Origin of the sequence: Acinetobacter sp. SA01, assembly GCF_011319235.1 — a bacterium.
Classification (GTDB): domain Bacteria; phylum Pseudomonadota; class Gammaproteobacteria; order Pseudomonadales; family Moraxellaceae; genus Acinetobacter.
Genome location: NZ_WXXM01000005.1, coordinates 12,520 through 38,566 on the forward strand (window position 1 = coordinate 12,520; position 26,047 = coordinate 38,566).

A 26,047-nucleotide genomic window follows, 5' to 3' on the forward strand; every position below is an offset into this window, starting at 1 on the left:
AACATCTTGTTTTATGTGTTTTATTTAAAAGTACTCGAAAGCTGTGCCGCTGTGCTGAGGATTAAGGTAACAAAATGCTGCATCCAGGCAGATGCAGCACTAGAGCTGGTTTTAGTTGAGATGGGAGTTTTTCATCATGGCCACCAGTTCCTGTACGGCACGTGACTGGGTACGCCCCGGATGCCAGACCATGCCCAGTTGACGTTGCATTTGCACATTAATATCCAGCATTTGCAGATCCTGATTCAGCAGGGTTTTCGGTAACACCGACCATCCCAAACCAATTGAAACCAGCATGCGGATGGATTCAAGCGGATTGTTGCTCATGGTGATTTTCGGTTTAACGCCTTGCTTTTCGAATTCTGCCAAGGTGATTTGCGTGGTATAGGTTTGCGATGCTGGCAACAGGCTCGGATATTGAATCAAATCTTCCAGACTCAAATGCTTTTTTTGCGCCAATGGGTGAAAAGGTGCCACCACAAAGACCAGTGGATCATTCCAGATGGTCACATAACTCAAGCGTTCATCACCTTTCGGTGGGAGGGTTAAAAAGGCCAGCTCCAGGTCACCCGCCAGTACCTGCTCATGCGCCTGTTCCGAGTCAACAAAATGCACATCTAAAGTAACTTCAGGAAATTTTTGCACATAATTGCGCAGATGCTGCGGCAGGTGATGCAAGCCAATATGATGACTGGTGCCAATTTTCAGCTTGCCTTGCACCTGTTCCTGTTCGTGACTGAGGGTATGGTGAATATCACCCAGTTCATTGAGCCAGTTTTTCACTTTTGGTAATAAGGAATGGGCAGCATGCGTCGCCTGAACGCCACGACCGGCAGACTCAAACAGTTTCACGCCAAAGTATTCTTCCAGGCTATGAATCCTTTTGGTCACAGCAGGCTGGGTAATAAACAATAAATCGGCGGCCATAGAAATAGAACCGGTTTCCATGACTTTAATGAATGCTTCAAAGGCAGCAAGATTCATAGGGAGATATCTGGTTATATTAAAGTTAAATAATTATAAAATATTTTTATAACAAAGGGGGTGTTTCATCTTAAAAAAGACCTGAAAAAATGTATACAGATGTGAACTTAAAAGGTAAAAATAAAAAAATCACCCCATATGAATGGAGTGATTATAAAGCGGAAGCGGGCAAACCATGATCTCTAGTTTGGGCCTATGCAGCCTTTAGATGACTATATTATTATTGCTATTCTGTCTTTGAGCTGGCTTGGCTTCCCAGATTTTTTCATGGAAGAAGAATGCGATTGCCTGAATAGTCGGCTCAAGTAAACTCAAGGTTACTGCCATCCAGATACTTCCTGTGACGAAATAACCGACCAACATGGCAATGGTGATGTGCATAATGTAATAGCTAAAGGTTTTCTTGAACATACGCTGGTTGTTATTAACAAATTTTTGAATATGAGCCATGGTTTGTTCCTCAATCTTTGTCTCGGGATATAGCTAAATGATAATCAGTCTTATTTAATTTGTAAAAACGAACATTTTTATATTTTTAATCGGTTTTGTGAATTATTTAACTGGTTAAACTGAACCATCAATACAACAACAGGGGAATGGTATCGCCTGGAGATATATGTCTAGAGATACTTTTCTGGCAGGGTGAACATATGGATATTAAACACATCAAATACCTCCTTGATATTTTTGAGGAAGCTGTGGAAAAACGCAGTCAGGTCTATGAAATTGCCGATGATGAAAATGATGAAAATCAGGCTGCCGCCGAATGTGGTGCAGCGAAAGCAGAACTCATCCGGGCAATTGAACAGCTTATCGCAGCGAAAGAAAACCCGTCAGGCTAAATCCAGTCTGTATCATTCCCTGCACGGCGCTAAATATGCCTGATTTGTTGAGTCTGAGCATAAGAAGATAGTCGTGTGGTTTAAAAACCAAGAGATAAAATTTTGCCAAAATTCAGGGTTTTAATAGGGTTAAAATTAATTCCAAAAAGTTTTTAAACTAATAAAAATGATAAATTAGATTTATGTGAATACGTGGTTATAATCGAAGTTAATGAAAGCATTACCCAGTTCTATGGAGCGCGTCGACATGGCAGGCAATACCCCAAAAGCAAAAACTTTATATGATAAATTGTGGGATGACCATTTAGTAAAACAACGCGATGATGGCTCAGCCTTACTTTATATCGACCGTCATTTATTACATGAAGTAACTTCACCACAAGCTTTTGAAGGTTTGCAGCTTGCAGGTCGTCAACCTTGGCGTTTAAGTGCCAATGTAGCTACGCCAGACCATAATGTGCCAACTTCAAAAACCGAGCGTGAGCAGGGTATTGCCGGTATTGAAGATGATACTTCGCGTATTCAGGTGCAAACGCTGGATGACAACTGTAAAACTTTCAATATTGTTGAATTTGATATTAACGATATTCGCCAAGGGATCGCGCACGTGGTTGGGCCTGAGCAAGGTTTGACTTTGCCCGGCATGACTGTGGTGTGTGGTGACTCGCATACGGCAACTCATGGTGCATTTGGCTGTTTGGCGCACGGTATTGGGACTTCAGAAGTTGAACATGTATTGGCGACCCAGTGCCTGGTTCAAAAGAAAATGAAGAACATGTTGGTGCGTGTTGACGGTAAATTGGGTCAGGGTGTTACACCGAAAGATGTGGTCTTGGCGATTATCGGTAAAATCGGCACTGCAGGCGGTACCGGTCACGCGATTGAATTTGGCGGTCAAGTGTTCCGTGACATGTCGATCGAAGGTCGTATGACCGTATGTAACATGGCGATTGAAGCTGGTGCCCGTGTCGGTATGGTCGCTGTCGATGACAAAACCATTGAATATGTAAAAGGCCGTAACTACGCACCGAAAGGTGAGCAGTGGGATGCTGCTGTAGCCTACTGGAATACCTTGCATTCTGATGAAGGCGCGCATTTCGATACTGTGGTGGTGTTACAGGGTGAAGAAATTGAACCACAAGTCTCTTGGGGGACTTCGCCTGAAATGGTGATTCCGGTGTCCCAAGCGGTTCCAACGTTGGAACAGGCCAAAGATGACGTGCAACGTAATGACTGGACCCGTGCTTATCAATATATGGGTTTAAATGCCGGTCAGGCATTGGCAGACATCCAGTTAGACCGCGTATTTATCGGTTCTTGCACCAACTCGCGTATTGAAGATATTCGTGCTGCTGCTGAAGTGATTAAAGGCCGTAAAGTAGCTGCTTCAATCAAACAGGCGATGGTGGTTCCAGGTTCTGGTTTGGTGAAACAGCAGGCTGAAGCTGAAGGCTTGGATAAAGTATTCTTGGAAGCTGGTTTTGAATGGCGTGAACCGGGCTGTTCAATGTGTTTGGCGATGAATGCAGACAAATTGCAACCGGGCGAGCACTGTGCCTCAACTTCTAACCGTAACTTCGAAGGTCGTCAGGGCAATGGCGGTCGTACGCACTTGGTGAGTCCTGCGATGGCAGCTGCTGCAGCGATTGCCGGTCATTTCGTTGACGTACGTACGTTTTAATTTCGGCTAAAGGAGCAAATGACATGAAAAAATATACCATTGAACAAGGTATCGTTGCACCATTAGACCGTGCCAATGTCGATACCGATTTAATTATTCCAAAGCAGTTTTTGAAATCGATCAAACGTACCGGTTTTGGTGACAATTTATTTGATGAATTGCGTTATCTGGATGAAGGCTATCCCGGTCAGGACAATTCAAAACGTCCAAAGAATCCTGATTTCGTTTTGAACCAGCCGCGTTATCAAGGCGCGACAGTGTTGATTTCTCGTGCCAACTTCGGTTGTGGTTCTAGCCGTGAGCATGCGCCATGGGCGTTGAATGAATACGGTTTCCGTACTGTGATTGCACCAAGCTATGCCGACATTTTCTTCAACAACAGCTTTAAAAATGGCATGTTGCCGGTGATTTTGTCTGAAGAGATCGTCGATCAGTTGTTTAAAGAATGTGCGGCAACTGAAGGCTACCAGTTAACCATCGATCTGGAAGCGCAGGAAGTACGTACACCATCGGGTGAGAGCTTTAAATTTGAAGTCGATCCGTTCCGTAAACACTGCCTGTTAAATGGTCTGGATGATATTGGCTTAACTTTACAAGCTGCAGATGATATTCGTGTTTATGAAGAAAAGACCAAACAGTCACGTCCGTGGGTATTTCAGGAAATTCACGGTTAGTTGCTTGAATTTTCAGCGCTAGTAGTATCGCAGCCTAACTCTTGCTAATATCGGATCCATAAAAATATTTAGTTGGCTTTATTTGGTGAGGGTTGGGCTCGAACAATGACAAAAGTTTACGGTCAGCTTGCTGTACTGGGTCTTATGGCCGCATCCTTAAGTGCATGCCAAAGTATTGATACAGTACGAATTAAACATGTAAAAGAAACTGAAAGTAGCAAAACAAATGCCTTAATTTACTGTGCGGGTACTGCAAACTGTGAATTTGAACGTTTAAACAAAATTCAAATTATTGATGCAGCACAGCGCCGTGTGAATAGTGCTGCGGTTGAATCGGGTATTTTACGTTTACAGGCGAATTCCTTAAGTCAGCCGAATGCGTTATATCTTTCAATCCCTCCCGGGCAACATGAACTGGTGATCCGCTTTTATCCGATTTCCAAGGATCGTGCCGAAACCCTTCATGTTTTTCACCAGTTTAAGCCGAAGCAGCGTTACATTTTTAAAATGTACCGTGAACGCAACAAGCAGCAGGGCAGCTTGCTGAATGTATCTGCACCTGAACCCTTATGTGTAGATCTCCTGCAAGAACACAAGACAATCCGACGTTTCTGCAGACCCTATAATGCCTTGACCGGTCTGGGCGAGTTTGTGGAAAAGAAAATTTAAAATCCCGTCGATTTAATCTATCGACTTCATAAATGGAAACACTCATGTCAAAACATATTTTGATTTTACCAGGTGATGGTATTGGTCCTGAAATCGTAAAAGCAGCTGAACAGGTGCTTGCACGCGTGAATGAAAAATTCAATCTGGGTTTGACTTGGGAACAGGGTTTATTGGGTGGTGCAGCGATTGATGCACATGGCGAACCGTACCCTGCCGTTACGGCAGAACAGGCAAAACGTGCGGATGCAATCCTGCTCGGTGCTGTCGGTGGTCCAAAATGGGATACGATTGAACGTTCAATCCGTCCTGAACGTGGTTTATTGAAAATCCGTTCTGAATTGAATTTATTTGCAAACTTGCGTCCTGCAATTCTTTACCCACAACTTGCCGGTGCTTCAAGCTTAAAGCCTGAAATCGTTTCTGGTCTGGATATCCTGATTGTTCGTGAACTCACTGGTGGTATCTACTTCGGTCAGCCACGTGGTATCCGTGAACTAGAAAATGGTGAGAAACAAGGCTTCAATACTGACGTTTATAAAGAGTCTGAAATTAAACGTATTGCCAAAGTTGCATTTGAACTTGCCGGTCTTCGTGGTGGTAAAGTATGTTCAGTCGACAAAGCCAACGTCCTTGAAGTGACCGAGCTTTGGAAGCAAACCGTGACTGCGTTGAAGGAAGAGCAATATCCAGAAATCAACCTGTCACATATGTATGTCGACAATGCCGCAATGCAGCTGGTACGTGCGCCTAAGCAGTTTGATGTGATTGTGACCGGTAACCTGTTCGGTGATATCCTGTCTGATGAAGCAGCGATGCTTACTGGCTCTATTGGCATGTTGCCATCTGCATCACTGGATGAAAACGGTAAAGGCATGTATGAGCCATGTCATGGTTCAGCACCCGATATCGCAGGCCAAAACATTGCCAATCCGTTAGCGACCATTCTTTCTGTAGCAATGATGCTGCGTTATACCTTCCGTGAAGAAGCCGCAGCGCAAGCCATTGAAGATGCAGTAGGCAATGTACTGGATCAGGGTTTACGTACTGGCGATATCATGTCAGAAGGCAATACTCAGGTAGGTACAGTTGAAATGGGTCAAGCAGTGGTTACTGCATTGAACTAAGTTCGCCTGACAGAAAAAACGCAGCCATGAGCTGCGTTTTTTTATGGCTTTTCAGAGGGTTTTAACAGGTATGGCCAGTGTAATGAACCGATGTGGCAATGTTGTGTTCTAGGCGATAGATAATTTTACATTGCAAGTTGACATCATAGCTTTGTGCTCGGGGTGTAACTTGTATAGGGATATGACCAGCATTAATATCGGCAGGATTTTGTGCCATTGGTACCGGAATGGTGACGGGACGAATGACGGTATAAGTGAGCGTCTGATCATTCGCGACAGGCGCTAACACCTGCTGGTAACCTATGCTGTTCAAATCCAGCTTAGCTTGAATGCTTTGACTGGTCTGCCCGATGAATTGCTGTAAATAGGCATCACGCTGCATAGTGGTTGTCGTGGATGTTGTCGTGCATGCAGTGAGTAAACTAAAAACCGTAAAGTATCCTAAAATCAGTGTGAATTTCATGAGTTGTCCTCACACCAAATAAAATCAGTTTAAGTTAAGCAAATTGCAGGTAGGAATACTGTTGTGATTTGATACACGGTACAGAGAGGTGTAGCCATGATGCTAAGCCCTTATTCAATCTGATATAGACCCTTAACCTATGCTCTTGGCAATTAGCAAGCTCTACCAGTATAGCGAATGGATTGAACTATTTCGTCTTTCAGGTTAAATCCTACCTGACATTCCATCTTGATATTGTAGCCACCATTTGAAGGGGTAGGCATCGGTGCACCCATCGAAATACTGTGACTAATATTGGGTGTACCTATTGGAATATTCATATCACGAACAATGGTATAGCTGAGCAATTCTGCTGTCTGAGTAGGCTCTTGAGTGGTTTTAAATCCCATTTTATTCAGGTCAAGCTGGCTACGAACTTGCGCTGCAGTTTGACCAACATATTGTTGTAGAGACTGGTTAAGACGATGAGAACCACCTGTTTCACATGCTGCGAGCATCAGGCAGGAAAATAGGGTTAAATATTTTATTTTCATCTTTTTTAGCGTATCTGTTTAATTTTAATTAAATTATAGTCGTGAAATGATCAAACTGTGTCAAATTGTTTTATTGAATAATAAAAACTGAAGGTAATAAAAAAGCCACTCAAAGGTGGCTTTCATGCTTTCGCTAAAACTTAGCGTGCACGGTAAGTAATACGACCCTTGGTCAAATCGTAAGGTGTCATTTCTACTTTCACACTGTCGCCGGTTAAAATACGAATATAGTGTTTACGCATTTTACCAGAGATGTGGGCAATCACTTCGTGACCGTTTTCTAAACGTACACGGAACATAGTATTAGGAAGCGTCTCGGTGACAACGCCTTCGAACTCGATGAGTTCCTCTTTATTGGCCATAGCCTACCTGAATGAATAAATTGGAAAGGCGCAAATTATAGTCAATTTTTTTGCATAAAACAAGGCGCAATGCGGCTTTGCTCGTTCATCTGTCAGTTAAATAAGCGAACCCTCCGTATACAGATTTTCTGTAAAAAAGCCTATTGTCATGTTGTCAGTTTGGTCAATCGCAGTTAATCTAAAATCAATCTTTTTAAGTATAAATGAAGAACATACAAGGAAGGTCTTTGCGTGGGTCAGCTAACTGATGCATCAGTTGTTTTACGATTGGGTTATCAAGCCATCCGTCGTGCAGGTTTGCCAACTGAAGAAATTTTAATGAAAGCTGGTGTGGCCTTAAATCAGGTCGAAACCAATGACCGTACCCCGCTTAGTGCTCAATATGCGTTTTGGGTGGCTGCGGAAGAGGTCAGTAAAGATCCCGACATTGGTTTGCATTTGGGCGAACACCTGCCTTTATACCGGGGGCAGGTGATTGAGCACCTGTTTATTTCCAGTGAAAACTTTGGTGAAGGCCTCAAACGTGCACTGGCTTATCAGCGCCTGATTAGTGATGCTTTCCATGCCAAACTGGTGATTGAAGATGACCGTTGCTATTTGACCAATGGTGAGCAACCTTGGGGCGAAAATATCGTTAATCGGCATTTTTCCGAATGTGCACTATCCGGCGTATTGCGTTTTTTCAAGTTTATTACCGAAGGTCGTTTTCAGCCGATTTATATCGATTTTAATTTCAGTCAGGGTGCACCTGATGATGAATATTTCCGGGTCTATGAATGTCCAGTCAGCTTAGGGCAAAAAGAAACCCGTTTATATTTCGATCCTGCAATTTTAGATTACCAGTTATGGCAAGCAGAGCCAGAACTGTTACAGTTACATGAGCAATTGGCGATTGAAAAGCTGCAGGAACTGGCGCGTTATGATCTGGTCGGTGAAGTACGCCGTGCAATTGGTTCGACTTTAGAAAGTGGCGAAACCACTTTGGAAACCGTAGCCACACATCTAAATATCACGCCGCGCCGTTTACGTACCCAGCTGAGTGAAGCCAATACCAGTTTTCAGCAAATTTTGTCCGACTATCGTTGCCGTTTGGCAAAGAAATTATTGGCTAATACGGCAGAAAGCGTGGAACGGATTGTGTATCTGACCGGATTTTCTGAACCTAGCACTTTTTATCGTGCCTTTAAGCGCTGGACCAATGAAACACCGGTGGAATATCGAAAGCGGAAGCAGCGTTAGTTTGATAAAAGCACCTCCCTAAGTCCCTCCTGAAAGGAGGGATTTTTCATTACCGTATTTTTGTAGGGGGGGGTTCCCCTCCTTCTAGGAGGGGTGAGGGGAGGTCAAAATTTTTAAAAGAAATCACTCTGGCATATTCAGCCAATGCGGGCCTAATGGCATTTTAGGAAGCTCAAACTGTTCCGGATAATCAGCGTGGATAAAATACAAGCCATCCGGTGGTGCAGTGATTCCTGCTGCTTTTCGATCTTCAGCGGCAAAAATCTGGTCAATATAGTCAACTTCATACATGCCCTGACCGATTTCCAGTAAACAGCCCATAATGTTGCGTACCATATGGTGCAAGAAGCCATCTGCCTGAATATCTAACACCAGATAACAGCCATGTTGAATGAGGCGACAATGTTTGACATGCCGAACCGGCTGATTGGACTGGCAGGCTGCAGCACGGAAACTTTCAAAATTATGCGTGCCTTCAAACTTTTTCGCCGCAGCAATCATCTTCTCCACATCCAGCGGATAGTAGGCATGCGTGACCTGTTTATGCAGAAGTGCAGGGCGCTGCGGATTGTTATAGACGACATAGCGATAGCGGCGTGCCTGAGCTTTAAAGCGGGCATGGAAATCGCTGTCCATCTCCTTGATCCACTGGAAGGCGATGTCTTTAGGAAGCTGACTGTTTGCGCCCATTAGCCAGCCACGAATCGGGCGGATAGCATGGGTATCGAAATGGGCAACCATATTGGTGGCATGGACACCGGCATCGGTACGGCCTGCGCCATGTAAAATGATCGGTTCATCAGCAATTTTGCTCAGTACTTTTTCAATGGTTTCCTGCACGCTTGGTACGCCAGGCTGTTGAGTTTGCCAACCTCTATATCGAATGCCACAAAACTCAATACCGACTGCAAAACGTTGCATATTTACCTCAAATTACATGTGATCATGCCAATGTGCCTGCCATTGGTCTACAGCATCGTATTGTAAATACATTTTCAGCGCTTTTGCATAAAGATCTGCATGTCCCAAACAGTCATTCAGAAGAATATGGGTCTGCTGGATCCATTGGCTGATGGCATAACGCTGATCAATACCACCAAAAGGCACCTGAGTGGTGAGAATTACGGCACAGCCTGCTTGTTGCAGTTTTTGAATGCAAGCCATGAATTGGTCATTCACAGCCAGGTTTCCTGTACCAAAACCTTGCAGAATCAGGCAGTTTGGCGGTATTTGGCAAATCGTTTGCAGATTGGCAACTTGCTGCATCAAATCCAGTGGCTGCATCATCAGGCTTAAACAGTTAAAAGTTGCTGCCTTGTGGAGATCATTGTCATGAACTATATAGATGGAGCTGTGGGAAATGGGTTCCGCTGCGTTTTTACCGCTAAAGGCATCCAGTTCTGTGGTATGGATTTTTAATGCCGTCTGTGCATGTACTAAATGATGATGAAAGGCTAAATAAACTCCCACCGGATATTTAACTACACAGTCCAGAGCAAAGTTTAAATTATCAATGGCATCAGTAAATTCACGGGTATTGTCTCCCGCAGTATTTAGCAGGGGGTACTGGCTACCGGTCATGACCACATGCGCGGATTGACCCAGAAAGCGTGACAGCACCGCACTGGCATAACTGAGGGTGTCGGTACCATGAATAATCACAAAATGCTCAAACTGCTGTAGCTGTAGCTGTTGAATAGATTGAACCAGTTTCAGCCAGTCTGTGGCTGTGCAGGCACTGCTGTCCTGAATGACTGGTGCAACAAAACATTCGATCTGCTGATCGAGAGGGAGAACATGTTGCAGTTTCGGAATAAATTGCTCAGCTGGCATAGGGCTAAGTGGATCACCAATACAGCCAAATGTACCGCCCATATAGATTAACGCTATTTTTTTCATCATAAAAAAGCAGCCAAGGATGACTGCTTTATAGTAGATCGAAATTGCTTAAGATGCTATTTGATTGCGTAAATGATCTGCCTGTTGGCGTTGTTCAGGTGTATAGCCAGCTTCTTGCTCTGCCAGTAATTCACGTGCCGATTCGAACGCACCAAGCTGGATATATTGCTGTGCCAGTTCTAGATTCAGGTTAATTTCATTGACTTCAATCAGTTCGGGGAAGGATTGAACCAATGGATCATTTTTATCTGCTTTGGCTGCAGATGAGCTGATATTGCTAATATCAAAGTTTAGGCCTGCGGCTTTTGCTGGCGCTACTTCTACAGCTGGCTCTTCAACCGTGCTTGCTGACTCTAAATTAAAGTCCAGTTCCAGGCTTGGCGTAATTTCTTCAGTTGCAACTTTTGTTTCAGCTACTGGAGTTTCTGCAACGGAAAAATCAAAATTAAATTCAGGTTTTTCTTCTACAGTAGGTTCAATGCTAGCCGCTTTCTCTGTTTCTGCTTGCCCGGTTGTTGCAGTGTCTAAACTAAATGAGAAATCCAGAGGCTGAATTTCTTGAACTGGGGCAGCTTCCGGCTTGGTTTCTGCCACAGGTGCAGGATCAAGCTTAAAGTTATTAAAATCTAAAGGCTTGATTTCTTCAGCTGGTGCAGTTGCTGCTTCTGCCACTGAATCCAGAGATAGATTGCTGAAATCAAGGGGTTTGATTTCTTCCACCGGAGTAGCTGTTATTTCTGCTTTTGGTGCTGTATTTAAAGATACAGAATTGAAATCAAGGGGTTTGATTTCTTCCACCGGAGTAGCTGCTATTTCTGCTTTTGGTGCTGTATTTAACGATGCAGAATTGAAATCAAGAGGTTTGATTTCCTTAAAGATTTCCGGCTGAGCTGAACGAGATTCCTGCTGTAACTGATCAAAGGCAAGATCATTTTTTGTTGCAGCGGGTGCAGCATCACTCATTAAAGCATCAAAAGCAGCCGTATTTTTTGTTTCTGCAACCGCTGGTTCAGCCGCTTTAGCAACAGTTGATGATGGCTTAAACTCAATCGTATCTTTAGCGTTTACAATTTCATGATTTGGGGCAGGGGTGACACTTTCTTGATCATAGGCTGCTTTTTTAGCAAGTGCCTGTTCTAAAAAATCATCCAGTTCTAATGAGCGCAGGTGATTAATCAGCTGGCTGATGGCAAATTCATCTTTCTGCAAGATATGAATGTCCAGCAACAACAAATACAACTCATGTTGTGAATTGTCTTTATTTAAAGCCTGATTAATCTGTGCTTCGGCTGAGAAAAAGTTCTTTTCGCGAATCAGGGCTTCAATTTTACTGCAGACATCGGCAGCTAAAGGGGTGGTTTTTTTCTTTGCAACAACCGAGCTTTCCACAATTTGAGTTTTTTGCGGTGACTTTTTGGTTGAAGTGACTTTTTTACTTTTCGTCTTTGGTGTTTGTTCTGTTTGTTTACTTGCCTCGCGCTTTTTTAATACAACTGCGATCACTAATAACAATATAAACGGAATCACATAAAGCAGCATGTTGTTACCCCTTGCAGGATTGAGTTTTTATCCATGAAACCCATCCTAAAAAATCAAATTGTATAACACCCTTAGTGCGTTGGCTTTTTCTGTACTTGTTGTGCTTTCAATTGTTGCTGCAATTGGGCAAGACGAGTATTTAATAATTGAATTCTGTGATCCTTGTTACGCAATGCCAATTCTAACTGTGTTACGTTTCTCTGTAATTTAACGGTTTTTTCACGCGATGTCATAACTTTTAATGATAATTCATTTGAAGTTTGCCTTTTTTCTGTGTTCTTTTTGGCAGAACCGCTGGCTGAATCTTGTTCTTTCTCTGCAACCAGGCTCATTTCTGCCTGATTCAAGCGATATTTGGCTTTAGCCGACTGATTGGACGGTTTGGAAGGGGCTTGAGCTAAATGGGCAATTTTTGCTTTTTGCTCTTCTTTAGGGCTGGTCACAGTATTTAAATTCAAAGCAGCGCCACGGCGTAAACGGTTCACATCACCTTGAATAAAGGCATGTTCATTATTGGCCTTGATTTGTTTCATGACTTCGCCAATTGGACGATTTTGCTCAGTGGCCACACGTGAGGCAATTGCCCACAGTGACTCATTCGATTGCACTACATGCTGATTGGCTGGTGCTGTAGCCGCAGGCTGAGGTGATGGTGTAGGCGCTGTTTCTGATTTGGCTTTTGGCGCAGCGGCTGCTACAGGTTCTGCCGTTACTTTTGCTTTAGCCACGTGTTGATGTGCAGATGCTGCATATTGTTTGACTAAAGGGTCTGTGGAGACATTGTTATTCGAGTTGTTTGAGTTAGCTGAAATTTTCGCTTCATTTTGTGTCAAACGTTGTGCTGCAATAGAACTCTTGGTTTTGAGTGGCGCATTTTGTGGAGTCTGAAGTGGCTGTGCAGATGGTATAGCCATTGCTGCAATGACGACGGGTGCAGCAGAGGTACTATTTAAAATCGGCGGTGCCGCTTTATGTACCATTAATGGTGCTTCAAATGATTGCGGTAGTGCCGTTTGTGGTTTTTCAATCCGAAATTGCGTACTTTCAGGCAGTTGTAAGGCAATATCTTTTTCATTCACTATGGTGATAGGCATTAAAGGTTTTTCATTGCCTGAGACCCGTGCCTGAGTATTTACCTGGCTACGCTTCAGAGGGGTCTTGATATGCTGTAAACGTGTCGCATTACCTTCCTGAATTTTAACAATAATGTTCAATTCAGCATCCGTTAAGGGGCGTGATGAGGTAATGGTAATAACACCATTGCCCGAGCTATCGCGACGGGTAAAGAAATTGAGATGTCCGGGAGCATGATAGACAGCGCCTAAAGTTGCGATATCTTCTGCATCAGCCAGGCTGGCCTGGATTTGTGCATGAGGATCAGCATTGCGAAAATTCATTTCCGCATACAATAATTCACCTGCTGCAGATTGAACTTGAATAGGATCAATAGTAATCGCATGAATATTCTGCGAAGCAATAATGGCTAAAATGGCTATCTTTAATTTGTTATATACGGTCATCTTAATCTTTAGCTCGGTTTCTTATCGTATTGCGAAAGTTATACATTAACGAGGTGTTGCAGAATTGTAAAACATTTAACATAAAGGATACATAAAAAAGCCGATCAATTGTGATCGGCTTTTCTTTCATTTAGCACTTAAGCATTTTTGTAATCAATCAGGATACGTAACATACGGCGTAAAGGTTCTGCAGCACCCCATAGCAGCTGATCGCCGACAGTGAATGCGCCAAGATATTCTTTACCCATATTCAGTTTACGCAAACGGCCCACTGGAACAGACAGGGTACCTGTAACAGCCACTGGCGTCAGATCGGTCATCGATGCTTCACGGGTGTTGGGAACGACTTTTGCCCAATCGTTTGCATTACGGATAATGTCTTCGATTTCATCAAGCGGTACATCTTTCTTCAATTTCAATGTAAGTGCTTGAGAATGGCAGCGCATTGCACCAATACGCACACAGTGACCATCAATAGGAACAATCTGCGAGTTACCCAGAATCTTGTTGGTTTCAACCTGGCCTTTCCATTCTTCTTTCGACTGACCGCTTTCAAGCTGTTTGTCGATATACGGAATCAAAGAACCTGCTAAAGGCACGCCAAAGTTTGCAGACGGGAAACCTTCGCTGCGTTGTAAAGCCGCAATTTTAGAATCGATCTCTAAAATTGGAGAGCGAGGGTCATCTAACAAATCTTTGGTATTGTTATACAAGTAACCCATACCGTTGATGAGTTCACGCATGTTTTGCGCGCCCGCACCAGAAGCGGCCTGATAAGTCATCGAAGTTGCCCATTCCACCAGATTATTCTGGAACAGACCACCTAAGCCCATCAGCATCAAGGAAACGGTACAGTTACCACCAACGAATGTTTTAGTACCATTCACCAGGCCATCTTTAATCACGTTCATGTTGACCGGATCAAGCACGATGATGGCTTCATCATCCATACGTAAGGTAGAAGCTGCATCAATCCAGTAACCATTCCAGCCTTCAGCTTTCAGTTTCGGGAAAACGTCAGTGGTGTAATCACCACCCTGGCAGGTAATAATGACATCCATTTGCTTCAGACTGTTAATGTCTGTCGCATCCATAAGTGCTGGGGCAGTCTTACCGCCAAACGCAGGCGCTTCACCACCTGCATTACTGGTAGAAAAATAGAATGGCTCAAAATAAGCAAAATCATTCTCTTCAACCATACGTTGCATAAGGACGGAACCTACCATCCCGCGCCAACCGACCAGACCTACTTTCATGCCACTTCGCCTCGGTGCGTTAAAAAAAATCAAAAGGGATTCGAGTGTATCAAAAAGGGACGTGACTGCAAGTACTACATAATGAAAACATCAATATTATTGAGAGAAATCTCTTGTTTATGTTACATACAAAATTGATAAAGTTTTTCAACTGCAGATCGAATTACCAAGATAAATAGAGTAAAGCTGATGATTTGGGTGGAAATAATTGCAGTTTTAGTGATATGGCTGACATTCTGGTCACTGATTCCACGGGATGAGTGGTGGATTCGAGGTGCTGATTTTCCACGGTTACAAATTCTGGTTTTAGGACTGATTGCCTTGGTTCTGCTGCTGGTCTGGGAGCAACCCTGGAATTTAACACGGGAAATTATTTTTATCGGTCTGATTGCGGCACTGGCGTACCAGCTCAAAATGGTGCTGCCTTATACCTTTCTTTGGAAAAAGCAGGTCAAGCATGTCCGCAAACATCAGCTGAATCCGGACAAGCAAATCTCTCTGATCATTTCCAATGTACTGACGTCAAATACCCAATACCAGTTGTTGATTGAGCAGATTCAAAAGCATCAGCCAGATTTGCTGTTAACGCTAGAATCAGATCGGGTCTGGCAAAAAGCACTTTCCGCGATTGAAAAAGATTATCCCTATCGGGTGCCTGTACCTCTGGATAATTTATACGGCATGCATTTGTATAGCCGTTTAGAGCTGAAAGATACCGAGGTCAAGTTCATTTTAAGTGATGAGATTCCTTCCATTCATACCACAGTCATTTTGCGTTCAGGTCAGCCGGTCCAGCTTTATTGCCTACATCCCAAACCGCCGAGCCCGACTGAAGCGAAAGATTCGACGCTACGGGATGCGGAACTATTAATTGTGGGTGACCAGATCAAGGATCTGGATGAAAGCTGTATTGTGATGGGCGACTTGAATGATGTGGCCTGGTCGCGAACGACCCGACTGTTTCAGCGCATGAGTGGTTTGCTCGATCCACGGGTGGGGCGTCACTTTGTCAATACCTTCCATGCCGATTATCCCTTATTGCGTTGGTCACTGGATCATATTTTTCACAGTACCGATTTTGCTTTGGTTCACATGAAAAGGTTGCCTCATGTCGGTTCAGACCATTTTCCGGTTTATGTGGTTTTACAGACAGGACGTGTTTTTGAACGGGTGCAAGAAGAACTGGAGCAAACGGATGCTGATGAACAGCAGGCACAAGAAACAATAAAAGAAGGTATTGAAAAAGCTGAAAAAGAAGAAAAACCAGTCACTGATGAAATTGCCCAGAGCTATAAAAATGCAATCAAGCAGGCAGATTAAATAATAGAAAAGTGTACGAAATGGCTTACATTGATTTAGGTCAATTGCGAATGTTTCTTTTTTATAAACTAGCTTAATCTAGACTCATCAGCCAAGGAGCCGGGAAAGGAAAATCCCATTATGGAAGATCAAACACATGGCTGATAGAAAGTCATCATGGATATGATGCAGCAATGGATAGCAATAACAGAATAAAAATAACATTTGAAAGCACAACCTCATGTACCCGAGTTTTGCAGGATGCAGAACTCGGGTCTATGGTTTTATAGAACCTCTTGAAAATAAAATTTCAGCCATGTATTTATCAACATTTCAAGAACTTAAAATTTATGTCGTAAATTTTACTGAACTATCACGTGATGCTTTACATATTTATGCAGGGCTGACGCTATTTTTTATCGTGGCGTTTTTCCACCATCATCAGTTGAAGTCGAAGTGGGCGATTTTGGCTGTGCTTATTGTTGCAATTGCTGCAGAGCTGTTGGATGCCCGTGATGATTTAATCAATTATGGGCTGTGGCGCATTGGTGCCAGTGTGCACGATATCATCAATAACATTTTCTGGCCGCTGCTCATTTGGCTCATGGCACGATTTCGGGTGTGGAATGTTTAACACGTCATGGCTTCCGAAATATCAATGCCTGTCATCCTCATATATCCAATGTTTACGAAAATTTGCGTTTAATTTCGATATTGCTAGCCACTTCTCGCCATTGAAAAATGACTCATCAATGAAGTCTATTTCAAAACTTGCTTATATAAGTGAAGCGTTTGATCACACATCTCTTTCAAGCTAAACGTTGTGACTGGCTTTACTTGTTGCGGTTCATCCAGATGATTCTTGACTGCATTGAACAGTGCAGCGTGATCATCCACGGCAATTAAACCTTGTGGATACAGCTGCGATAAGATCTCCGCAACCCCGCCACGGTTCCAGCCAATCACCGGAGTGCCTACCGATAGTGCTTCTAAAGCAGTACGACCAAAGGTTTCTGCCTGATTGGAAAGGGAGAGCACCACATCGCTAAATGCCAGCCATTCACGAATATCTGAGCGATGACCAACGAAAGTGATTTTGTCAGTTAAGCCTTTGCCTTGAATGGTGTCCTGCATTTCTTTCAAATAAGCGGCTTTTTTCGGATCGGCTCCACCCACCACTACCGCATGCAAGTTGGGGTATTGTTGCTGTAATTTTTCGACCAATCCAATCAGGGTTTCATGACCTTTTAAACGGGTAATCCGTCCTGGAAGACAGAGTAAAAACTTGTTTTCCAGTTCAGGAAAGTCTTTAAAGGTTTGATTCAGCCATTGTACAGACGGTTGATAGCCATGCGGAAATGCTACAGGGTCTATACCACGGTAAATCCGCACGATATCTTGTGCTGGGCAATTTTTATAATTGTCGGTGATGTATTTGACCACACTGTCTGATACTGCAATGACTTTTTCAGCCTGGGTCATAATTTGACTATAACGGTTAATCGAATAGAAGCCATGCACGGTACTGATTAAATGTGGACGACGCGCAGCAGGAATGCCTTTTAAAGCAAAATGGGTCAGCCATGCAGGCACGCGGGAACGTACATGCACGATGTCGGGTTGGTGCTGTTCAATCAGCTGACGTAGCGGACGAATTTGCCATAAGCTCGACAGGGCTTTTTTATGAATGGCTAGCGTCAAATGTGTTGAACCTTCCGCTTCAAGCTGGGCCACCAGCCGGCCACCATTCGACACCACCAAAGATTCATGACCTTCTGCAACCAAGGCACCGGCGATTTCTAAAGTACCGCGTTCTACGCCACCGCTATTCAGTTCAGGAAGAAGTTGCATCACTTTCATGGTTTTTTGCCTTTAGGGTTGTCGCAAAGCGGAGTTTTACCGTTCATTTATCCAATATTAGGAGTTTATTCTTTACTTTTGTTTCGGCAAAAGTAACAAAACCATCTGTTGGACTGACGATACATCCATGATATTGCAGTCCAACGGGCGACATCCTTGTCGCCTTTACACGATAGTAGATTCTGTGCGAGGTTTCCTAGTTATCTTATTAATAGATTTTCTCAAAGCCTTCCGGACGAGTTTTAAAGCGACGATGGAACCACATATATTGGGTCGGGGCAATACGCAGCTGACGTTCAATAATCTGGTTGACACGTGTGGCATCATCTACTTCATTTTCACTGGGCAGATTATCCACCACAGGTTCAATTAGCACATGATAACGCGGATCTTTTAAATCACCGCTACGATAAAAATATAAAGGAATCGGTACGGCTTTGGATATTTTCAGTAAACGGCGATGTGCCGTTACCGTGGCAGCAGGAGTACCGAAAAACGGTGCCATCACACCCTGTTTTAAACCAAAATCCTGATCCGGGCTATACCAGATGGCATGACCCTCTTTCAGATTGCGGATCAGGCCACGCATGTCGTCATGGTCAATCTGGTGGGCATAAATCGTGGCACGACAGCGGTAAATCAGCATATCGAGCAAAGGATTGTTCTGCGGACGATAAACCACATCCGGTTCGAAATACTGGGCACACAGATAGCCACCGGCATCCAGCAAAGTAGAATGCGTACCAAGCAGTAAAACCCCTTTTCCTGCGGCTTGGGCATTTTGAATATGTTCCAGACCTTCAATCGTGACGCGGTCTTTAAACCATTGCGGACAGTACCAGGCATTCAGGGTTTCAAAAATTCCAATCATCTGGTCGATAAAAACCTGACGTGCATTCTCCTTAACCTGCTGTGCAGACCATTCAGGAAAACAGACTTCCAGGTTACGGACTGTGGTTTTGCGGCGCGATTTCAGCTTGTCGAAGGCCAGATTGCCCATAAAAGTGGCCAGACGGTACTGAATCGCCCAAGGTAAAATCGCCAAAATCATCAGCAAGACAATACCGATCCAGATGCCCCAATATTGAGGGAGCAGGAAAGACCATTGGAATTCTCCGGGAGTGTAATCTGGCTTTTTACTCATAGTGACCATTTTGAACAAAAGTTTTTTGCAAGTGTAACATGAAGTTATTTTTTAAATAAAAAAGCACCTGCAACGCCAATTACAGGTGCTTCAAGCATGAGGAAAATCAGTTGCCGTTAACCAGCTTTTCTAATTCTTCCCAACGCTCTAATTTTTCCAGTAACAGATCATCAATTTCAGTCAGGCGGTTGGAAAGTTTCATGGCTTTGTCCGCATCGCTTACAAACAGGGAACCATCGGCAAGTTGAGCGTTAATTTCAGCTTGCTCTTTTTCCAGCGCTTCCATTTCAGCAGGCAGTTGCTCTAAAGCACGCTGATCTTTATAGCTGAGTTTCACTTTCTTTGCCGGAGCAGGTTCAGCCGCTTTGGCTTCTGCTTTGGCCATAGCTTTTTTGACATCACTTTTCTGATCCACCACAGTCTGATCAGGACGTTGTTGCAAGTAATCCTGATAACCGCCGATGTATTCATCGATATTGCCTTTACCGTCAAATACCCAGGTGGATGTCACGACGTTGTCCATAAAGGCACGGTCATGCGAGATCAGTAACAGGGTACCTTTATAATCGCCGAGCATTTCTTCTAGCAGTTCAAGTGTCACCATATCCAGGTCATTGGTCGGTTCATCCATCACAATCAGGTTGGATGGTTTGAGCAACAGTTTGGCGAGCAGAATACGGTTACGTTCACCACCAGAAAGAGCTTTGACTGGTGTACGCGCACGTTCAGGCGAGAACAGGAAGTCCTGTAAATAGCTATAGATATGACGGCGGCCACCGTTGACATCGACAAAGTCCGAACCTTCAGAAACGTTATCTTTAACCGATTTCTCTAAATCAAGTGCATTACGTAGCTGGTCAAAATAGGCAATTTCAAGCTGGGTGCCTGTTTTTACCGAACCACCGTGTTCAATTTCACCTAAAATGGCTTTAATCAGGGTTGTTTTACCGACACCGTTATCACCGACCAGACCTATACGGTCGCCACGTAATACCAAGGCAGAGAAATCTTTGATAATCGGTTCCTGATTGCCAAAGGCCACACGTAAATGCTCAATTTCAAACACGACCTTGCCTGAGCGGTTGGCGTCCTGAGTGGCCATACTCACTTTGCCTTGCTGTGAGCGACGTGCTTTTGATTCTTCACGCAATTCTTTTAAGGCACGGACACGGCCTTCGTTACGGGTACGGCGTGCTTTAATGCCTTGACGAATCCAGACTTCTTCTTCAGCCAAACGTTTGTCGAATAAAGCATTTTGCTTTTCTTCTGCTTCCATTTGCTGAGCTTTAAGGTCAAGGTAACGTGAATAGTTACCTTCAAAACTGCGCAATTGACCACGGTCCAACTCGACAATACGGGTGGCAATGCTGTCGACAAATGAACGGTCATGCGAAATAAATAACAGGGTCAGATTATTTTGATCGAGCAGGAATTTTTCCAGCCATTCAATACTTTCAACGTCCAGATGGTTTGTCGGTTCGTCGAGTAAAAGTACATCGGGTTGAGTGAGTAGGGCACGTGCTAAAAGAACACGGCGTTTACGACCACCGGACAAATCGGCTAAATCGGCATCCGGGTCTAAACCCATTTTGCTTAAAATTGAATTTACTTTGTTCTCTAAAGCCCAGCCATCGACTTGATCGAGTTTGTGCTGTAAGTTACCCATGCGGTCGCAGGCTTCCATATCTCCCAGTACGCAGGCATCACTGGCTTCATGATAAGCTTTGAGTACAGCAGCAGCTTCACCTGCACCATCGGCTACAATGTCGGCGACTTTGCCGGAATCCATCGGTACATCTTGGGCCAGCATGGAAATGGTAATGCCATTTTGTATAGAAACTTCACCACGATCTGGCAGCAAACTTCCTTCGATGAGTTTAAGTAAGGTAGACTTACCCTCACCATTACGGCCAATCAAACAGACTCGTTCACCGCGTTCCAGATTAAAGTTCGCGCCGTCGAGCAGGGACGGTCCGCCAAACGCAAGTTGGACATCCCTTAAAGTAATATAGGCCATACTGTTTCCTGAAATCCCCAATGAGGACTTAAAATGACTAAACAAAAAAATCTTAATGATCAGGCGTCATTTTCCGCACACTTGGAAGATTTGCAAGTCCGAATTACATTTTTAGATGATTTAGTTGAACAGTTGAATGAACAGGTAACACGTCAACATATTGAAATTATGGATTTAAAGAAGCAAATGCAGCTGCTTTATCAGCGTGTGGAATCTGCCGATTTATCGGAAGGCATTGCTGCCTTTGATCCGATGTCTAACCGGCCACCGCATTATTGAACTGAATCCGTCCGTGTATTAAAGCCTTGGTGTTGATCAGGGCTTTTTTATTTGAAAAAAAACTTAACTTTTCCTTAGCTTTTCTAAAGACAGAGTCATGCCACTGAGTAAAAAACCAGAAGCATAAAGTATTTGACCTTTGCCATGGTTCCCGTTCTAATGCACCGCATCTGCCTAGCCGAACTGTTTATTCGAAGATATGAGTCATAAAGTCGTTCTTCTTGATCTTGAAAATAATATGCCGACTGCGCAATTGTTGCGTAACATCATTCCGCATTATGCAGCAATTTACCTGTTTAATTGTCAGGGGAAATTTGAATATTCTCTGCAAGATTTAACGGAATTTTCAAGTTGGGTCAGCAGTGGGCAAGTGGTCATTCTGGAAACGGCAGAAGTCGAGCACAAAGAGTTTGAGTATGCGGTTGTGGTTGGGCAACTGCTTGCGCTGCTAGATGCCGATGCTTCTATTGAACTCATATCTGCCATGCCAAGCAGTGAAATGCTGCTCGAAATGCTGCAGTCTTCCAACCTGAACTGTAGTCTGATCCAGGTTCAGGCTGAAGAACCGGCGTTAAATACCAAGTACAAAATTCCCAGTGTCGAGACCATTCTGCAAAAACCGGATTTGTTGCTTGTTAAAAAGTATTGTGATGCTTTAGGGAAAATGAAGGGCAAACCGAATACGCTGGAGAAACTAAAGAACTCGCTGGCGAATATTTTGCAAGTCGAAAATGATCAGCTTCAGCATCTCACTGGCTTATTGATTAATCTAAAAATTGTGAAACGTTTTGACCAGCAAATCAGTTTCCGTAAAAAAGTCATTAAGCAATGGATGCAACTGGACTTGGAGCAGAAAACATTGGTAGAAAAAGCTCAAAATATTTCCGCTGCTTTTGCGGATTTATCCCCTGAATCTTCACAACAAGAAGTAGAAGAAGTGCAGGCCAAAACATTGCATCAGGCGCAAAAAGAGTTATTTAAAAACTTTTCCAAGATTGATCCGGTGCAGGTAATTGTGGCGCAAAAACTACGCGAATTAAAATCCGATAAACCGAAAGACATTTATGCCTTGCGCGATTTGCTGGAGCAGCTTTTCCCGAAATCGGATGTACGATTATTGCTTAAGGAATTGATTGAGAAAGGATATATTTACTGGAATGGTAGTGAAGTCCTGTATAGTCATGAGCTGTTCCTGAATTAATTTCATCGCTGTAACTTGCGTTTTATATTCAGCTTATGCAACTCTAATAAAGGAATAAAAAGGTTTTGCTATGGAAAATACTGGAATTTGGATTACAGTCTTCATTGTGCTGTTTGTACTCGGCTCAATTTTTGGGCTACGTGTCAGCCCAAGAGAAAAAGCATTAGGCCTGATGCGTGAAAAGGCGCGCAAGATGGCTTTACATCCGCGTTTAGTGGCTGCTCCCGATTGGACCAAAGTGCCTATGGCAACGGAAAAGCGTGCCAGTATGGTGGCCTATTACAGTATTTTAATTCCAGATGCCCGACTGCCATTGATGCGTGCACGTGTGGAAGATCAGAAACTCAAAGTTGTGCAAGGTGATGAGAAGTTTAACGATTTTCCCATTGCATTAAAGGGCATTTATGCTATTGATATGCAGGCAAACTGTGTAGGACTCTATTGGGATGAAGAATCAGACCTTCGAGCAACTCAGTTAGATGACATCAAAGCTTATTTAACGTCTTTGGCTGAATTTTAATTTATAAACCCATCAAACAGGATTAACGGTTAACTATGGCGAACGCTCCTCGGTCCACATCCAAAAGCACCACAGCAAAATCACCGAGTGCTGCGAACAAACGTGCCTTAGTGATTGTGGAGTCGCCTGCAAAAGCGAAAACAATCAACAAATATCTGGGTCCAAATTACATCGTGAAATCATCGGTGGGTCATGTTCGTGACTTGCCGACTGGCGGTTCTAAAACGGCAGAAAAAAAACCGGCAACCCGTACCAAATTAACCGATGAACAAAAAGCGGAAAAAGCTCAGTTAGCTTTGGTCAACCGTATGGGGGTTGATCCTGAGCATGGCTGGAAAGCGCATTATGAAGTGCTTCCTGGCAAAGAAAATGTCGTGGCGGAATTGAAAAAACTGGCATCGCAAGTCGATGAAGTCTACCTCGCAACGGATTTGGACCGTGAAGGGGAAGCCATTGCCTGGCATTTAAAAGAAGTGATTGGTGGGGATGATTCACGCTATCAGCGTGTAGTATTTAACGAAATTACCAAAAATGCCATTCAGGAAGCCTTTAAACAGCCTGCACGTCTGGATATCGACAAGGTCAATGCGCAGCAAGCGCGTCGTTTCCTCGACCGTGTTGTGGGCTTTATGATCTCGCCATTACTTTGGGAAAAAATTGCCCGTGGTTTGTCGGCGGGTCGTGTCCAGTCGGTTGCGGTCAAACTGGTGGTGGAACGCGAACGTGAAATTCGTGCATTCATTCCTGAAGAATACTGGCAGGTTTTTGCAGACACCAAATCTCAAAAAGATGATATCCGTCTTGAAGCTGTGAAGCAGAGCGGTAAAACCCTCAAACTGCGTAATCAAGCTGAAACTGAAGCTTTACTCAATCTGATTAAAGATGCTGAATATAAAGTTGCCAGTCGTGAAGATAAACCGACCAAGGTCAACCCAAGCGCCCCGTATATCACATCAACCCTGCAACAGGCGGCAAGCACACGTTTAGGCTTTTCTGTAAAGAAAACTATGATGCTGGCGCAGCGCCTGTATGAAGCGGGTTTTATCACCTATATGCGTACTGACTCCACTTTCCTGAGTGATGATGCAGTCAATATGGTGCGTGGTCATATTGAAAATGAATATGGCGAAAAATACCTGCCTACCAAGCCAAATCGTTATGGCAACAAGGCGGGTGCACAGGAAGCCCATGAAGCGATTCGTCCTTCAAACGTGGTACTGAAAGGCGATAGCTTGGTGGGTGTGGAACGTGATGCACAACGTTTGTATGATCTGATCTGGCGCCAGTTTGTAGCTTGTCAGATGACTCCAGCAGAATACCTGTCATCAACCATTTTAGTCGATGCCAATGGTGTGGAACTGAAAGCCAAAGGTCGTACCTTGGTGTTCGATGGTTTCACTAAAGTACGCGGACAAAACAAGTCGGATGATGATGTACTGTTGCCTGCAGTAAAAGTGGGTGAAGTGCTTAAACTTGAGAAACTTGATCCATCACAACATTTTACCAAACCGCCGGCACGTTTTACCGAAGCCTCACTGGTAAAAGAATTAGAGAAAAAAGGCATTGGTCGTCCTTCGACCTATGCAGCCATTATTTCTACCATTCAAGACCGTGGCTATGTGAAGCTGGATAACCGTCGTCTTTTTGCCGAAAAAATGGGCGAAATCGTGACTGATCGTCTGGATGAAAGTTTCAATAACTTGATGAACTACGACTTTACCGCAGATCTTGAAGGTCAGCTGGATAAAGTGGCTGATGGCCAGCGGAACTGGAAAGAGTTGTTAGATAATTTCTATGGCGACTTTAAGAAACGCTTGACTACAGCGCAAGGCGAACACGGTATGCGCCGTAACCTGCCTGTGGAAGTAGAGGCAGTGCATTGTCCTGAATGTTCTCGTCCAATGCAGATTCGTACCGGAACCACAGGCGTATTTTTAGGATGTTCAGGCTATAACCTGCCGCCTAAAGAGCGCTGTAAAGGCACGTTGAATTTAACCCCGGTTGAATCTCTGGCAGCGCTGTCGGATGACGACGCGGCAGAAACTGCCGACTTGATGTCGAAAAAACGTTGTCCGATTTGCGGCACAGCTATGGACAGCTATGTGATTGATGGTGGCCGTAAACTGCATATCTGTGGTAACAACCCGGATTGTGCCGGTTTTGAACTTGAAGAAGGTGAGTTCAAAATTAAAGGTTACGATGGTCCAACCATTCCATGCGATAAATGTGATGGTGAAATGCAGCTTAAGACCGGTCGTTTTGGTCCTTATTTTGCCTGCACCAGCTGTGACAATACCCGTAAAGTGTTAAAGAATGGTCAGCCTGCTCCTCCGCGTGTAGATCCAATCAAAATGGAACACTTGCGTTCTACCAAACATGATGACTTCTTTGTCCTGCGTGATGGTGCGGCAGGTTTATTCCTGGCAGCAAGTAAGTTCCCGAAAGTGCGTGAAACACGTGCACCGAAAGTGGCAGAACTTCGTACTGTGGCCGAGCAGCTGGATCCAAAATATCAGTTTATTTTACAAGCGCCGGATGCCGACCCTGAAGGAAATCCAACTTTAGTGAAATTCAGCCGTAAGAACCAGGCGCAATATATTGGTTCGGAAACGCCGGAAGGCAAGCAAACCAAGTGGAGTCTGGTATTCCAGGATGGAAAATGGGTTGAAGCTTAAGTTTTAAGAAATGTAAAAAATGCTGACGAAAGTCGGCATTTTTTATCTGTTGATACTATGTGGTTCAGCGAAGTCTTCTCGATATTCCATCTAATGCTTGGAGCTCATCTGTTAGTTTGGTTTTGGAAAAAATAAGTACAGATAGTGAGTAAGAAAGCCATCTTGCAAAGAGTCTAAATAATTATTTAGAAACTTTTCACCGTAAAACTCGCCAGATTTCTTATTTTATCTAAAAGCTCGCAGAAACATTATCTATAATAATTCAGT

Annotated in this window: 25 protein-coding genes; 12 read left to right on the forward strand and 13 right to left on the reverse strand. The window is 43.8% G+C overall.

The genetic code is table 11. The features are described 5' to 3' along the window. Window positions 1-111: 111 nt before the first annotated feature. Both GTU69_RS06475 and GTU69_RS06480 read right to left on the reverse strand, forming a co-directional pair. Window positions 112-984 carry a LysR family transcriptional regulator gene (locus tag GTU69_RS06475; protein WP_166169129.1) on the reverse strand — a complete coding sequence of 291 codons (873 nt, stop codon included), beginning with the start codon at window positions 982-984 and terminating at the stop codon, window positions 112-114. A gap of 204 nt (window positions 985-1,188) precedes the next feature. Beyond that, window positions 1,189-1,434, reverse strand: coding sequence for a DUF2061 domain-containing protein (locus tag GTU69_RS06480; protein ID WP_086195305.1), 246 nt, complete (start codon window positions 1,432-1,434; stop codon window positions 1,189-1,191). A 200-nt stretch (window positions 1,435-1,634) separates the two neighbouring features. On the opposite strand from GTU69_RS06480, the gene GTU69_RS06485 reads away from it, so the two are divergent. From GTU69_RS06485 to leuB, 5 genes are all read left to right on the forward strand, one after another. Beyond that, window positions 1,635-1,826 (forward strand): hypothetical protein, encoded by a 192-nt coding sequence (locus GTU69_RS06485; RefSeq protein WP_166169131.1) that lies wholly within the window; start codon window positions 1,635-1,637, stop codon window positions 1,824-1,826. A 247-nt stretch (window positions 1,827-2,073) separates the two neighbouring features. Beyond that, a complete protein-coding gene (gene leuC, locus GTU69_RS06490) occupies window positions 2,074-3,507 on the forward strand; it encodes a 3-isopropylmalate dehydratase large subunit (protein WP_086195307.1) in 1,434 nt (477 codons plus the stop codon). 23 nt (window positions 3,508-3,530) lie between these two features. Then, entirely contained in the window at window positions 3,531-4,181 is a 651-nt protein-coding gene (leuD, locus tag GTU69_RS06495) for a 3-isopropylmalate dehydratase small subunit (RefSeq protein ID WP_166169133.1), read from the forward strand. A 105-nt stretch (window positions 4,182-4,286) separates the two neighbouring features. Then, on the forward strand, window positions 4,287-4,850 hold the full coding sequence (locus GTU69_RS06500) for a hypothetical protein (RefSeq protein ID WP_166169135.1): 564 nt from the start codon (window positions 4,287-4,289) through the stop codon (window positions 4,848-4,850). 44 nt (window positions 4,851-4,894) lie between these two features. Then, window positions 4,895-5,974, forward strand: a complete 1,080-nt coding sequence (gene leuB / locus GTU69_RS06505) for a 3-isopropylmalate dehydrogenase (protein WP_166169137.1) — start codon at window positions 4,895-4,897, stop codon at window positions 5,972-5,974. A gap of 61 nt (window positions 5,975-6,035) precedes the next feature. Here the strand turns inward: leuB and GTU69_RS06510 are convergent, their stop codons facing one another. From GTU69_RS06510 to infA, 3 genes are all read right to left on the reverse strand, one after another. Next, on the reverse strand, window positions 6,036-6,437 hold the full coding sequence (locus tag GTU69_RS06510; protein WP_166169139.1) for a hypothetical protein: 402 nt from the start codon (window positions 6,435-6,437) through the stop codon (window positions 6,036-6,038). A gap of 152 nt (window positions 6,438-6,589) precedes the next feature. Beyond that, complete coding sequence (locus GTU69_RS06515; RefSeq protein ID WP_166169141.1) at window positions 6,590-6,970, reverse strand: hypothetical protein; 381 nt, start codon at window positions 6,968-6,970, stop codon at window positions 6,590-6,592. 140 nt (window positions 6,971-7,110) lie between these two features. After that, the gene (infA, locus tag GTU69_RS06520) at window positions 7,111-7,332 is read right to left on the reverse strand and encodes a translation initiation factor IF-1 (RefSeq protein WP_001284370.1); all 222 of its coding nucleotides are present in this window, start codon (window positions 7,330-7,332) and stop codon (window positions 7,111-7,113) included. Between the two features lie 231 nt (window positions 7,333-7,563). On the opposite strand from infA, the gene GTU69_RS06525 reads away from it, so the two are divergent. Further along, window positions 7,564-8,571: an AraC family transcriptional regulator gene (locus GTU69_RS06525; RefSeq protein ID WP_086195313.1), complete on the forward strand. Its 1,008-nt coding sequence runs from the start codon at window positions 7,564-7,566 to the stop codon at window positions 8,569-8,571. Between the two features lie 123 nt (window positions 8,572-8,694). Here GTU69_RS06525 and truA read toward each other — a convergent pair whose 3' ends face one another. The 5 genes from truA to asd form a co-directional block, all read right to left on the reverse strand. After that, complete coding sequence (gene truA / locus GTU69_RS06530; protein WP_166169143.1) at window positions 8,695-9,492, reverse strand: tRNA pseudouridine(38-40) synthase TruA; 798 nt, start codon at window positions 9,490-9,492, stop codon at window positions 8,695-8,697. A 12-nt stretch (window positions 9,493-9,504) separates the two neighbouring features. Beyond that, entirely contained in the window at window positions 9,505-10,473 is a 969-nt protein-coding gene (locus GTU69_RS06535; RefSeq protein ID WP_166169145.1) for an asparaginase, read from the reverse strand. A gap of 45 nt (window positions 10,474-10,518) precedes the next feature. Continuing rightward, window positions 10,519-12,009: a hypothetical protein gene (locus GTU69_RS06540; RefSeq protein ID WP_166169147.1), complete on the reverse strand. Its 1,491-nt coding sequence runs from the start codon at window positions 12,007-12,009 to the stop codon at window positions 10,519-10,521. A gap of 71 nt (window positions 12,010-12,080) precedes the next feature. Then, window positions 12,081-13,529 carry a hypothetical protein gene (locus tag GTU69_RS06545; protein WP_166169149.1) on the reverse strand — a complete coding sequence of 483 codons (1,449 nt, stop codon included), beginning with the start codon at window positions 13,527-13,529 and terminating at the stop codon, window positions 12,081-12,083. A gap of 137 nt (window positions 13,530-13,666) precedes the next feature. Further along, window positions 13,667-14,785: an aspartate-semialdehyde dehydrogenase gene (gene asd / locus GTU69_RS06550; protein WP_166169151.1), complete on the reverse strand. Its 1,119-nt coding sequence runs from the start codon at window positions 14,783-14,785 to the stop codon at window positions 13,667-13,669. Window positions 14,786-14,974: 189 nt separating this feature from the next. Here asd and GTU69_RS06555 point away from each other — a divergent pair, with 189 nt between their 5' ends. Both GTU69_RS06555 and GTU69_RS06560 read left to right on the forward strand, forming a co-directional pair. After that, window positions 14,975-16,105, forward strand: coding sequence for an endonuclease/exonuclease/phosphatase family protein (locus GTU69_RS06555; RefSeq protein WP_166169153.1), 1,131 nt, complete (start codon window positions 14,975-14,977; stop codon window positions 16,103-16,105). 220 nt (window positions 16,106-16,325) lie between these two features. Continuing rightward, a complete protein-coding gene (locus tag GTU69_RS06560) occupies window positions 16,326-16,718 on the forward strand; it encodes a hypothetical protein (RefSeq protein ID WP_240921599.1) in 393 nt (130 codons plus the stop codon). A 125-nt stretch (window positions 16,719-16,843) separates the two neighbouring features. On the opposite strand, the gene GTU69_RS06565 is transcribed toward GTU69_RS06560, so the two are convergent. From GTU69_RS06565 to GTU69_RS06575, 3 genes are all read right to left on the reverse strand, one after another. After that, on the reverse strand, window positions 16,844-17,944 hold the full coding sequence (locus GTU69_RS06565; protein ID WP_166169158.1) for a glycosyltransferase family 4 protein: 1,101 nt from the start codon (window positions 17,942-17,944) through the stop codon (window positions 16,844-16,846). Window positions 17,945-18,152: 208 nt separating this feature from the next. Further along, window positions 18,153-19,088 carry a lauroyl acyltransferase gene (locus GTU69_RS06570; protein ID WP_166169160.1) on the reverse strand — a complete coding sequence of 312 codons (936 nt, stop codon included), beginning with the start codon at window positions 19,086-19,088 and terminating at the stop codon, window positions 18,153-18,155. A gap of 106 nt (window positions 19,089-19,194) precedes the next feature. Then, window positions 19,195-21,105: an ATP-binding cassette domain-containing protein gene (locus tag GTU69_RS06575; RefSeq protein WP_166169163.1), complete on the reverse strand. Its 1,911-nt coding sequence runs from the start codon at window positions 21,103-21,105 to the stop codon at window positions 19,195-19,197. A 33-nt stretch (window positions 21,106-21,138) separates the two neighbouring features. On the opposite strand from GTU69_RS06575, the gene GTU69_RS06580 reads away from it, so the two are divergent. The 4 genes from GTU69_RS06580 to topA all read left to right on the forward strand — a co-directional run bounded on the left by GTU69_RS06580 (window position 21,139) and on the right by topA (window position 25,780). Next, entirely contained in the window at window positions 21,139-21,384 is a 246-nt protein-coding gene (locus GTU69_RS06580; protein WP_086195322.1) for a SlyX family protein, read from the forward strand. Window positions 21,385-21,583: 199 nt separating this feature from the next. After that, window positions 21,584-22,585: a hypothetical protein gene (locus GTU69_RS06585; protein WP_166169165.1), complete on the forward strand. Its 1,002-nt coding sequence runs from the start codon at window positions 21,584-21,586 to the stop codon at window positions 22,583-22,585. Between the two features lie 70 nt (window positions 22,586-22,655). After that, window positions 22,656-23,105, forward strand: coding sequence for an ammonium transporter (locus tag GTU69_RS06590; protein ID WP_166169167.1), 450 nt, complete (start codon window positions 22,656-22,658; stop codon window positions 23,103-23,105). A 35-nt stretch (window positions 23,106-23,140) separates the two neighbouring features. Then, the gene (topA, locus tag GTU69_RS06595; RefSeq protein WP_166169169.1) at window positions 23,141-25,780 is read left to right on the forward strand and encodes a type I DNA topoisomerase; all 2,640 of its coding nucleotides are present in this window, start codon (window positions 23,141-23,143) and stop codon (window positions 25,778-25,780) included. Window positions 25,781-26,047 lie beyond the last annotated feature (267 nt).